At 74.0% G+C, this 10,501-nt stretch carries 9 protein-coding genes and 1 pseudogene; 3 read left to right on the plus strand and 7 right to left on the minus strand.

The genetic code is table 11. From position 1 onward, the window contains the following. Window positions 1-278 precede the first annotated feature (278 nt). The 4 genes from ACFV0G_RS25245 to ACFV0G_RS25260 all read right to left on the minus strand — a co-directional run bounded on the left by ACFV0G_RS25245 (window position 279) and on the right by ACFV0G_RS25260 (window position 4,395). Entirely contained in the window at window positions 279-578 is a 300-nt protein-coding gene (locus tag ACFV0G_RS25245; RefSeq protein WP_030277357.1) for a DUF4193 domain-containing protein, read from the minus strand. 463 nt (window positions 579-1,041) lie between these two features. After that, a complete protein-coding gene (locus tag ACFV0G_RS25250; protein WP_380552186.1) occupies window positions 1,042-2,016 on the minus strand; it encodes an acyl-ACP desaturase in 975 nt (324 codons plus the stop codon). A 311-nt stretch (window positions 2,017-2,327) separates the two neighbouring features. Continuing rightward, window positions 2,328-3,650, minus strand: a complete 1,323-nt coding sequence (locus ACFV0G_RS25255; protein ID WP_380552189.1) for a sensor histidine kinase — start codon at window positions 3,648-3,650, stop codon at window positions 2,328-2,330. Window positions 3,651-3,741: 91 nt separating this feature from the next. Further along, window positions 3,742-4,395, minus strand: coding sequence for a response regulator transcription factor (locus ACFV0G_RS25260; protein WP_380552192.1), 654 nt, complete (start codon window positions 4,393-4,395; stop codon window positions 3,742-3,744). A gap of 518 nt (window positions 4,396-4,913) precedes the next feature. On the opposite strand from ACFV0G_RS25260, the gene ACFV0G_RS25265 reads away from it, so the two are divergent. Further along, entirely contained in the window at window positions 4,914-5,099 is a 186-nt protein-coding gene (locus ACFV0G_RS25265; RefSeq protein WP_100888253.1) for a hypothetical protein, read from the plus strand. Between the two features lie 162 nt (window positions 5,100-5,261). Here ACFV0G_RS25265 and ACFV0G_RS25270 read toward each other — a convergent pair whose 3' ends face one another. Both ACFV0G_RS25270 and ACFV0G_RS25275 read right to left on the minus strand, forming a co-directional pair. Further along, complete coding sequence (locus ACFV0G_RS25270; RefSeq protein ID WP_380552195.1) at window positions 5,262-6,077, minus strand: inositol monophosphatase family protein; 816 nt, start codon at window positions 6,075-6,077, stop codon at window positions 5,262-5,264. After that, window positions 6,074-7,234, minus strand: a complete 1,161-nt coding sequence (locus ACFV0G_RS25275) for a ferrochelatase (protein WP_380552198.1) — start codon at window positions 7,232-7,234, stop codon at window positions 6,074-6,076. The genes ACFV0G_RS25270 and ACFV0G_RS25275 overlap by 4 nt, the downstream gene beginning before the upstream one ends. Window positions 7,235-7,366: 132 nt before the next feature. Between ACFV0G_RS25275 and ACFV0G_RS25280 the strand changes: the two genes are divergently transcribed. Then, window positions 7,367-8,611, plus strand: a complete 1,245-nt coding sequence (locus ACFV0G_RS25280; protein WP_380552201.1) for an MFS transporter — start codon at window positions 7,367-7,369, stop codon at window positions 8,609-8,611. A gap of 109 nt (window positions 8,612-8,720) precedes the next feature. Beyond that, window positions 8,721-10,037: a D-arabinono-1,4-lactone oxidase gene (locus tag ACFV0G_RS25285; RefSeq protein WP_380552204.1), complete on the plus strand. Its 1,317-nt coding sequence runs from the start codon at window positions 8,721-8,723 to the stop codon at window positions 10,035-10,037. A gap of 11 nt (window positions 10,038-10,048) precedes the next feature. Here the strand turns inward: ACFV0G_RS25285 and ACFV0G_RS25290 are convergent. Beyond that, a pseudogene (locus ACFV0G_RS25290) lies at window positions 10,049-10,501 on the minus strand (hypothetical protein); the annotation flags it as partial.

The raw sequence follows: 10,501 nt of genomic DNA on the forward strand, positions 1-10,501 counted from the left end.
CCCGGCGCCGGCCCCCGCGGGGCCCCCCGCCCTCCCCCCCCCGGGGGCCCCCGGGGCCCGGGCCCGCGGGCGCCGTACGGGCCCGGACATGGAGGAGGGACGGCTCCGCGGATGCGGACCGTCCCTTCGCTCCTGTGTGCTCGCAGGCCCAGTGCTCCTGCGGGTGCGGCACCCGGGGGTGCCGCGGTTGCTGCCTCCGGCCCCGCTGCCCGCGGCCGGCGGGTGCGGCTCGCCGGGCCGACGGTGAGGCGTCGGGCCCGGGTCGTTCCGCGTGGTGCTCAGGCTCCGCAGTCCCGGCAGATGGGCTGGCCGTTCTTCTCGCTGTAGAGCTGGCTGCGGTGGTGCACGAGGAAGCAGCTCATGCAGGTGAACTCGTCGGCCTGGCGCGGAAGCACCCGGACCGACAGCTCCTCGTTCGAGAGGTCTGCGCCCGGGAGCTCCAGACCCTCGGCCGCGTCGAACTCGTCGATGTCGACCGAACCGGTCGTCTTCTCGTTCCGGCGGGCCTTGAGTTCCTCGATGCTGTCCTCGTTGAGGTCGTCATCGGTCTTGCGTGGGGTGTCGTAGTCCGTTGCCATGTTTCGCTCTCCCCCTTTGGGTGTGTGCGGTATCTCCAGCGCACGTAACGCGTGAGGGGCCGGTCTTGTGCCCGACCCGAGGCGGAGATTTTGCCTTACTTCAAGCCCTGTTACTCAATCGACACCCAGTTTCGGCCCCGTTGGGGTGATCGAATGTGGTTCGGGCAACACGGGGCGGGATCACCCGTATGGCCGCCCGCCCCGCTCCCGACGGCTACCCGCAGTAGTCGACCTCTTCGGGGGAGTGCGCCAATCCCCTTGCAGGCCAAGGATTTCGACGAGAGATCAACATGCCGATCGCCGGGCGCCCCGGTCACCGTGCGCAACCGCTCCCGGCACCGACGGAATCGCCCGGACGATTCGCCCGAACGGACCGAACGGCCGAATGTGAGCTTGGTCACATCTGCGACTTTTGCCGAAAATCATGGCATTCCGGGCGACATCCCGCCACCCGGGCGCCGGGTCACTTCCGGGCCGCGTTGGCGGCCCGGCGGGCGAGCAGGGCGGCCTGGCGCTCGTCGAACTTGGTGGCCTGGGCGTCGAGGCCGTTCAGGAAGGCGCCCAGCTCCTCCTGGGCCTGCCGGCCGGCCGGCCCGAGGCCGGTGATCTCCATGACCTTCAGGTGGCGCAGCACGGGCTGCAGCACGTCGTCGTGGTGGATCCGCAGGTTGTAGACGCCGCCGATGGCGATCTGGGCGGCGGAGCGCTCGAAGCCGGGCATGCCGTGGCCGGGCATCCGGAAGTTGGTGACCACCTCGGCGATCGCGGACATGGCCTCGTCGGGGGCGATCTCCAGCGCGGCCTTCAGCAGGTTCCGGTAGAAGACCATGTGCAGGTTCTCGTCGTTGGCGATCTTCGCCAGCAGCTGGTCGCAGAGCGGGTCGCCGGAGTGGTGGCCCGTGTTGCGGTGCGCGATCCGGGTCGCGAGCTCCTGGAAGGCCACGTAGGCGACCGAGTGCAGCATGCTGTGCGCGTTGTCGGAGGTGAAGCCCTCGCCCATGTGCGCCATGCGGGCCCGCTCCAGCTCCACCGGGTCGACCGCGCGGGTGGCGAGCAGGTAGTCGCGGATGGCTATGCCGTGGCGGCCCTCCTCGGCCGTCCAGCGGTGCACCCAGGTGCCCCACGCGCCCTCGCGGCCGAACATGGTCGCGATCTCGTGGTGGTAGCTCGGCAGGTTGTCCTCGGTGAGCAGGTTGACCACCAGGGAGACCCGGGCCAGCGGGGTGACCTTGGACTGGTCCAGCGACCAGGCCTCGCCGCCGAGGACGCCGTCGAAGTCCCGCCCCTGGCTCCACGGCACGTACTCGTGCGGCATCCACTCCTTGGCGATCTTGAGGTGGCGGTTGAGCTCGACCTCGACGACCTCCTCCAGGGCCATGATCAGCCGGGCGTCGGTCCAGGCGGTCGAAGCGGTGCGCTGCACGGGTGCGATGGTCACGGCTGGTGCTCCTGTGGGAGGTGTCCGACGCCCCGGTGGAGGGCGGGACGGCCCCCTCGGGACGGGACCCGTACGGGGGCGGGGGGACGGGCAGGCATGGACGGCGGGACGGCCTGCGCAGGCCGGCGGCTCGCGTCACTTACGGCTGCGTAGGTTACGTAACCGTAAGTTGTTTCGGCGGCGCATGGCAAGCCGCCCCTGCCAGCGCTTATGTCGTTCTGACACGGCCGGCAGGGGCGGAGGGGGCGAGCGGTGATGGTCAGCGCACGGAGCAGCGTCGCGGAGGGCGCCGCTGCCGGCTCGCGGGGGCGTCAGGCCCCCGGGATGCGGACCGTGACGGTGAGGCCGCCACCGGGCCGCGGAGAGGCCTCGATGGTGCCTCCGTGGGCGCGGGCGACCGATCGGACGATGGACAGGCCCAGACCCACGCCCTTGTCGCTGCGGGTCCGGTCGGCGCCCTTGACCCGGCGGAACGGCTCGAAGATGTGCTCCAGCTCGTAGCCGGGCACCACCGGCCCGGTGTTGGACACCACCAGCTCGCCGGCGCCGCCGGGGGCCGGCGCGGTGGAGATCTCCACCCAGCCGTCGGCGACGTTGTAGCGCACCGCGTTCTGCAGCAGGTTGAGGGCGATCCGCTCCAGCAGCACGCCGTTGCCGAAGACCGTGACCGGGTTCAGCTCGGACTTCAGCACGACCTCGCGGGTCGCGGCCTCCGGCCGCAGCTGCTCCAGGGCGCGCAGCGCGACCTCGGACAGCTCGACCGGCCGGCGGTCGGTGATCTCGTTGTCGCTGCGGGCGAGCAGCAGCAGGCCCTCGACCAGCTGCTCGCTGCGCTCGTTGGTGGCCAGCAGGGTCTTGCCGAGCTGGACGAGGTCCTGCGAGGCCTCGGGGTCGGAGAGCTGGACCTCCAGCAGGGTGCGGTTGATCGCCAGCGGGGTGCGCAGCTCGTGCGAGGCGTTGGCGACGAAGCGGCGCTGCGAGTCGAAGGAGCGGTCGAGCCGGTCGAGCATGCCGTCGAAGGTGTCGGCGAGCTCCTTGAGCTCGTCGTCCGGGCCGTCGAGCTGGATCCGCCGGTGCAGGTCGGAGCTGGCCACCTCGCGGGCGGTCCGGGTGATCCTGCCGAGCGGGCGCAACACCCGGCCGGCCATCGCGTAGCCGACCGCGAAGGCGATCACGGCGAGGCAGACCAGGGCGGTGAGCGCCTTGCGGAGCAGGGTGTTCAGCGCCTCGTCGTCCTGCCGCGCCTGGAAGTGGTTGAGCCACTGGTCCAGGCCCGCCTGGCTGGTGATCACCGAGCCGTCGGAGGTGGTGATGGTGACGCCCTGGCCGAGGTGGAGCGGGGGCAGCTGGGCGCTCTGCATCGCCTCGCGGACGAAGTAGTACGTGAGCAGCAGCAGCACCACGCCGGCCATCAGGAACATGCCGCCGTAGAGCAGCGTGAGCCGGATCCGGACGGTGGGCCGCAGCGACAGCCAGGCGAACAGGCCGTCGCCCGGCTGGTAGTGCGGGACGGGTCCGTTCAGGGAGGCGCCGGGCGGGGCGCTCTCCGGGCGCGGTGCCGCGTACGGCGGTACTGGGCCCGGGCCGCCGGCGGGCGCGCCGGGGGCCCCGCCGACGGGGGGCGGGGTGGTCATGGCCTGTCCTCTCGGGTGCTGCGGTGCCGGGCGGCGGGTGCCGCCGACGGCGCGGGCGGTGCGGGGCCGGCGGGCGGGGCCGCCGGCCGGGTCAGATGCGGTAGCCGGAGCCGGGCACGGTGACGATCACGGCGGGGTCGCCGAGCTTGCGGCGGAGCGTCATGACGGTGACCCGGACGACGTTGGTGAACGGGTCGGTGTGCTCGTCCCAGGCCTTCTCCAGGAGCTGTTCGGCGGAGACCACGGCGCCGCCGGCCCGCATCAGGACCTCCAGCACCGCGAACTCCTTGGGGGCCAGCTGGACGGACCGGCCGTCCCGGAGCACCTCGCGGCGGCCCGGGTCGAGGCTGATGCCGGCGCGCTCCAGCACCGGCGGCAGCGGCACGGTCGCCCGGCGGCCCAGCGCCCGCACGCGGGCGACGAGTTCGCTGAAGGCGAACGGCTTGGGGAGGTAGTCGTCGGCGCCGATCTCCAGGCCCTCGACCCGGTCGCTGATGTCGCCGGAGGCGGTCAGCATGATCACCCGGGTGGCGAGGCCCTGCTCGACGACCTTGCGGCACACGTCGTCCCCGTGCACGAGCGGCAGGTCGCGGTCGAGGACCACCACGTCGTAGTCGTTGATCGCGATGCGCTGGAGCGCGGCCTCCCCGTCGTAGACGACGTCGACGGCCATGGCCTCGCGGCGCAGCCCGGTGGCCACGGCCTCGGCGAGCAGCTGCTCGTCCTCGACGACGAGTACCCGCACGGTGGTTGTCCCTTCTTCGAGCGGCCCCGCCGTGCTCGCCCGTGCGGGCCGTGGTGCGCCGGGCGCGGAACCGGCCCTGTGCGGGACACGGCTCCGACGGTGCCTCCATCCTGCCTGGTTCTCGGATAAAGCAGCAGTAAGCTGACGCGCGGTCGGCAGTGCCGCCGGTGCGACCTGCACGGAAGGGCGCCGGGACCGGCCGGTCCGGGGGCGTAGCGGTCGGCCGCCCTCCGGTTGGACTGTGACACGGGCAACTTTCTCGCGCCGGGGAGGTTTCCGGGGCGCGGCGGTGGGGAGGACATGCTCACACCGCGATCGCGCCGTGCGCGGATCGCACCCACCCGCCGTGTGTTCATCCGCACCGGTTCGGGGGATCGACGTCACCGGCAGCAGCCACCCATCCGGCCGCTCCGTATCCGCAGGGGCTCTGCACCGCCCGCCGTGGTTCGTCCGGGAACGCCGTCCACCGATCGGGGAGCACGCGGTCCCGTGCCCGTCCGACACAGCAAGGGGGCCAGATGGACGCCTTCACCGCCGGGATCCTGCAGCGCATCCAGAACGCCGAGCAGGATCTGCACCGTGCTCTCGAATCCGGGGACGAGTTCCTGGCCGAGGTCGAGCAGTCCGAGTTGGAGGACCTGCGCCGGCTCGCCGCGGAGCACGGTGTCGACCCGGTGCACGAGATGCACCGGTTCGCCGCCTGATTCCGGGACCGACCCGACAACCGATCGCCCGCCCCCGGGCAGGCTGCATCGCAGTACGTACCAGCGAGCCCTGGCACCGACCGTGTGCCAGGGCCCTTTCCTGCCGCAGGGCCCGCGGCCTGCCCCTCGGGGCGGGCGGCGGGCCCTGCCGCGTTGCGGCCGTCAGTCGTGCCAGGCGCCGAGGGCCTCCAGGCGCTCCTGGAGGGGCTCGAAGACGCCCGGGACGCCGGCGACGGTGAGGTCGCCGTCCTCCGCCCGGCCGGGCCGTCCGCCGACCAGGGCGCCGGCCTCGCGGGCGATCAGCGCGCCCGCCGCCCGGTCCCACGGCTTGAGGCCGCGCTCGTAGAAGGCGTCCAGGCGCCCGGCGGCCAGGTCGCAGAAGTCCACGGCGGCCGCCCCGCCGCGCCGGATGTCGCGGACCTCGGGCATCAGCGCGAGCAGCACCTCGGCCTGGTGGGTGCGGACCGCCTGCACGTAGTTGAAGCCGGTGGAGACCAGGGCCCGGCCCCACGGCGGGGCGGGGCGGACGGCGACCGGGTGCCCGTCCAGGCGGGCGCCGCGGCCCCGGACGGCGTGGAAGAGCTCGCCGCGGGCGGGCACCGCGACCACGCCGACGACCGCCTCGCCGTCGAGCTCGGCGGCCACGCTGACGCCCCAGGAGGGCAGGCCGTAGAGGTAGTTCACGGTGCCGTCGAGCGGGTCCACGACCCAGCGCACACCGCTGGTGCCGGGCCGGTCGGTGCCCTCCTCGCCGACGTAGCCGTCGGCGGGGCGGCGCTCGGCGATCAGCTCCTGGAGGAGCTTCTCGGAGGCGAGGTCCATCTCGGTGACGATGTCGACGGGGCTGCTCTTGGTGGCGGCGACCCCGAGGTCGGCCGGCCGGCCGGTGTGCAGCAGGTCGCCGGCGGCGGTCGCCGCGGCGGTGGCGAGCTCCAGCAGCTCGGTGAGCAGGGCGTCGGTCGGGGCGGTGCCGGTCACGCCGGTCCCTCCTGGTGGTCGGGTCGCTCGGCGGCCGCGGGCCGGGGGGCGCGCGGGTTGGGGCAGCAGGCGATGGCGCAGACGTCGTGGCTGGGTCCGAGCGCGCCGAGCGCGCAGCGCCGGACGTCCTCGCCGCGTTCGGCCGCCGCGCGCTCCAGGACGAGGTCGCGGACGGCGGCGGTGAAGCGGGGGTCGGCGCCGACGGTGGCGGCCCGGGCGACCGGCAGGCCGAGCTCGGCGGCCTTGGCGACGGCCTCGGTGTCGAGGTCGTAGCGGACCTCCATGTGGTCGGAGACGAAGCCGATCGGGACCATCACGGCCGCGGCGGCGCCGGCGCCGTGCAGCTCCTCCAGGTGGTCGCAGATGTCGGGCTCCAGCCACGGGACGTGCGGGGCGCCGCTGCGGCTCTGGTAGACGAGCCGCCAGGGGCGGTCGGCGATCCCGGTGGCGGCGGCGACGCCGTCCGCGATCAGCCGGGCGACGTCCAGGTGCTGGGCGACGTACGCGCCGCCGGGCCGGCCGCGGGCCGGGTCGGCGGGGTCGCCGGAGGAGTCCGCCATGGCGTTCGGGACGGAGTGCGTGGTGAAGGCGAGGTGGGCGCCGTCGCGCACCTCCGCGGGCAGCGAGGCGATCGCGGCGAGGGCGGCCCCGATCATCGGCTCGACGAAGCCGGGGTGGTTGTAGAAGTGCCGCAGCTTGTCGACGGTGAGCTCGGGCAGGCCCTCCGCGGCGAGCACGGCGAGGGCGTCGGCGAGGTTCTCCCGGTACTGGCGGCAGCCGGAGTAGCCGGCGTAGGCGCTGGTGGCGAGGACGAGGACGCGGCGGTGGCCGTCGGCGGCGATCTCGCGCAGGGCGTCGACCAGGTACGGCGCCCAGTTCCGGTTGCCCCAGTAGACCGGCAGGTCGAGGCCGTGGTCGGCGAAGTCCTTGCGGAGGGCGGCGAGCAGTTCGCGGTTCTGCTCGTTGATCGGGCTGACCCCGCCGAACAGGAAGTAGTGCTTCCCTACCTCGACCAGCCGTTCCTTGGGGATGCCGCGGCCGCGGGTGACGTTCTCCAGGAAGGGGACGACGTCCTCCGGGCCCTCCGGGCCGCCGAAGGAGAGCAGCAGGAGCGCGTCGTACGGCCTGCGGTCGGTGCGGGTGCGCGAGTCGGACATGGCTCGATCCTGCCACCCGGCGGGTCCGTGGCGGCGGTGGGCCACGGGACGGGTCGAAATGCCTTGGCGGAGGCACCGATTCCGTTCGTAAGCTGTCTGTACGATCCATGTTCCTTACCCAGCGGAGCCCCCGTGCTGTCCAGCTACCGCCAGATCTTCGCCGCCCCCGGCAGTCTGGCCTTCTCCACCAGCGGTTTCGTGTCACGCCTGCCGATCTCGATGACCGGGATCGGCATCTTCACGATGCTGTCCCTGTTCCGCGGCTCGTACGGGACCGCCGGTGCCGTCACGGGGATGCTGGCGCTGTCGGCGGCGGTGCTCGGCCCCCAGGTGTCGCGGCTGGTCGACCGGCACGGGCAGCGGCGGGTGAGCCGGCCGGCGACGCTGCTGGCGGTGGCCTCCGGCGGCGCCCTGCTGGCCTGCGCCAGGCTGGGCGCACCGGAGTGGACGCTGTTCCTCTTCGCGGCGGGCATGGGCGTGATGCCGAGCACCGGCTCGATGGTGCGGGCCCGCTGGGCGCACCTGTACCGCGACGCCCCGCAGCGGCTGCACACCGCGTACTCGTTCGAGGCGGTGGTGGACGAGCTGTGCTTCATCGTCGGGCCGATCCTGTCGATCGGGCTGGCGACCGCGGTGTTCCCGGAGGCGGGCGTGGCGCTGTCCGGGGTGTTCCTGCTGGCGGGCGTCTGGATGTTCACCGCGCAGCGCCGCACCGAGCCGCCGGTGCACCCGCCGGAGCACCGGTCGGGCGGCACGGCGATGCGCTCGGCGGGGCTCCAGGTGCTCGTGGTGACCTTCGTGGCGACCGGGGCGATCTTCGGCTCGGTGGAGGCGGTCACCGTGGCCTTCGCCAGGGAGCAGGGGCACGTCGGGCTCTCCATGCTGGTGCTCGCCGTGTACGCGCTCGGCTCCTGCCTGGCCGGGGTGGTGTTCGGCGCGCTGCGGCCGAAGGGGTCGATGGCCGGGCGGTTCCTCGCGGGGATCGCGGGGATGGCGGTGCTGATGCTGCCGCTGGTCGCGGTGGCGTCGCTGCTGCACGGCACGGCGGCCCTGGTCGGGGTCGGTGCGGCGCTGTTCCTCGCGGGGCTCTCCATCTCCCCGACGCTGATCACCGCGATGGCGCTGGTCGAGCGGCTGGTGCCGGCGGCGCAGCTCACCGAGGGGATGACCTGGACGACCACCGGGCTGGCGCTCGGCGTCGCCCTGGGCTCCGCCGCGGCGGGCTGGGTGGTGGACGCGGCGGGCGGCGCGGCCGGGTACTGGGTGCCGGTGGCGGCGGCGGTGTTCGCGGCGCTGGCCGCCCTGGCGGGCCTGCCGCGGCTGCGCTCCGGCCTGCGGGTGCCGCAGCCGGAGCCGGTGGCGTCCGCCCCGCGCTGACCGGGCGGTCGGGTGCCGGGCCGTACGTCCCGGAAGGCATGGACCATCGGCACCCGAATGACTACGCTCCCCCTACCCATTGGTAGTTCGTGAGCAGGAGGCACCCCGCATGCCCCACGGCACCGCCGCCGGTACCTGGACCAACTGGGCCGGCAACCAGAGCGCCCGGCCGGCCCGGGTGGTCGCCCCGGCCTCGGCCGAGGAGATCGGCGCCGTCGTCCGGCAGGCCGCCGAGCAGGGGCAGCGGGTCAAGGCCGTCGGCTCCGGGCACTCGTTCACCGCGATCGCCTCGGCCGGGGACGCGGTGCTGGTGCGCCCGGACGCGCTGACCGCCGTCCGGGAGATCGACCGCGATGCGGGGACGGTCACGGTGGAGTCCGGGTTGTCGCTGAGCCGGCTGAACCGGCTGCTGACCGAGGCCGGGCTCTCCCTCACCAACATGGGCGACATCGAGGTGCAGACCGTGGCCGGCGCCACCAGCACCGGCACCCACGGCACCGGCCGGGACTCCGGCTCGCTGGCCGCGCAGATCCGGGCCGTGGAGATCGTCCTCGCGGACGGCACCGTCCGGCAGTGCTCCCCCACCGAGAACCCGGAGCTGTTCCAGGGCGCCCGGCTCGGGCTCGGGGCGCTCGGCGTGGTCAGCGCGATCACCTTCGGGGTGGAGCCGGCCTTCCTGCTGACCGCGCACGAGCAGCCCATGGGCTTCGACGAGGTCGTCGAGGGCTTCGACGACCTCGCCGCGGTCAACGAGCACTTCGAGTTCTACTGGTTCCCGCACACCGACCGGTGCTCCACCAAGCGCAACAACCGCAGCCAGGGCCCGGCGGCGCCGCTGCCCGGCCTCAAGGCCTGGCTGGAGGACGACTTCCTGTCCAACACCGTCTGGGAGGGCGCCTGCCGGATCGGCCGGCGGTTCCCCGCCGCCGTGCCGTCGATCGCCAGGGTCGCCAGCCGCGCCTGGTCCGAGCGCACCTACACGGACACCGCGTACAAGGTGTTCACCAGCCCGCGCACGGTCCGCTTCATCGAGATGGAGTACGCGGTGCCGCGGGCGGCCGCGACGACCGTGCTGCGCGAGCTGAGGGCGCTGGTGGAGCGGTCCGACTGGCGGATCAGCTTCCCGGTGGAGGTGCGGGTGGCGCCCGCCGACGACTTGTGGCTGTCCACCGCGAGCGGCCGCGACAGCGCGTACATCGCCGTCCACCTGTACCGCGGCACCGCCGAGCAGAGCTACTTCACCGAGGTGGAGCGGCTGATGACGGCCTACGAGGGCCGTCCGCACTGGGGCAAGCTGCACACCCGGGACGCCGGGTACCTGGCCGGTGTGTACCCGCACTTCGGCGACTTCACGGCGTTGCGCGACAAGGTCGACCCGGACCGGGTGTTCGCCAACGACTACCTGCGGCGGGTGCTGGGCGCCTGAGCCCCGCGGGGCTACCCCGCGGCCTGCTCCGTGGCGGCGGCGGAGGCCGCCGGGGCCGGGTCGGACGGCGTCGCGCTCGCGGCGGCCGACCGGTCGGAGGGGCTCGCGGCCGGGCTGCTCGGCGCGGCCGAACCGGACGCGGTCGGCGGGGCGGACGGCACGGCCGTCGCGGAGGGGCTGTGCCCGCTCGGCGACGGGGAGCCGGCGGCTGCGCCGGACGGGGTCGCCGAGGGACCGGTCACGGGCGTCCGGGCGGGCTCGCCGCCGCGGCCGGGATTGAAGGACGTGCCGGTGCCGGAGCCGCCGGTGGTGATGTCGTGCAGCGGCTTCCCGGCGACCGCCTCGACGGCGACGATCGGGACCATCGCGAGCGCGAAGACCAGGCCCGCCGCGGCGAGCAGCCGGATCCGGCCGCGGCGGCGGCCGGCCCGGGTTCCGCGGGCGCGCAGCACCCCGGACACGGT

The organism is Kitasatospora sp. NPDC059571, assembly GCF_042735675.1.
GTDB lineage: Bacteria > Actinomycetota > Actinomycetes > Streptomycetales > Streptomycetaceae > Kitasatospora.

Bases quoted from the DNA above. Each gene is read 5' to 3' on its own strand.
- ACFV0G_RS25275 (WP_380552198.1), bottom strand. From the start codon at position 7,234: ATGTCCGACTCGCGCACCCGCACCGACCGCAGGCCGTACGACGCGCTC.
- ACFV0G_RS25255 (WP_380552189.1), bottom strand. From the start codon at position 3,650: ATGACCACCCCGCCCCCCGTCGGCGGGGCCCCCGGCGCGCCCGCCGGC.
- ACFV0G_RS25245 (WP_030277357.1), bottom strand. From the start codon at position 578: ATGGCAACGGACTACGACACCCCACGCAAGACCGATGACGACCTCAAC.
- ACFV0G_RS25265 (WP_100888253.1), top strand. From the start codon at position 4,914: ATGGACGCCTTCACCGCCGGGATCCTGCAGCGCATCCAGAACGCCGAG.
- ACFV0G_RS25285 (WP_380552204.1), top strand. From the start codon at position 8,721: ATGCCCCACGGCACCGCCGCCGGTACCTGGACCAACTGGGCCGGCAAC.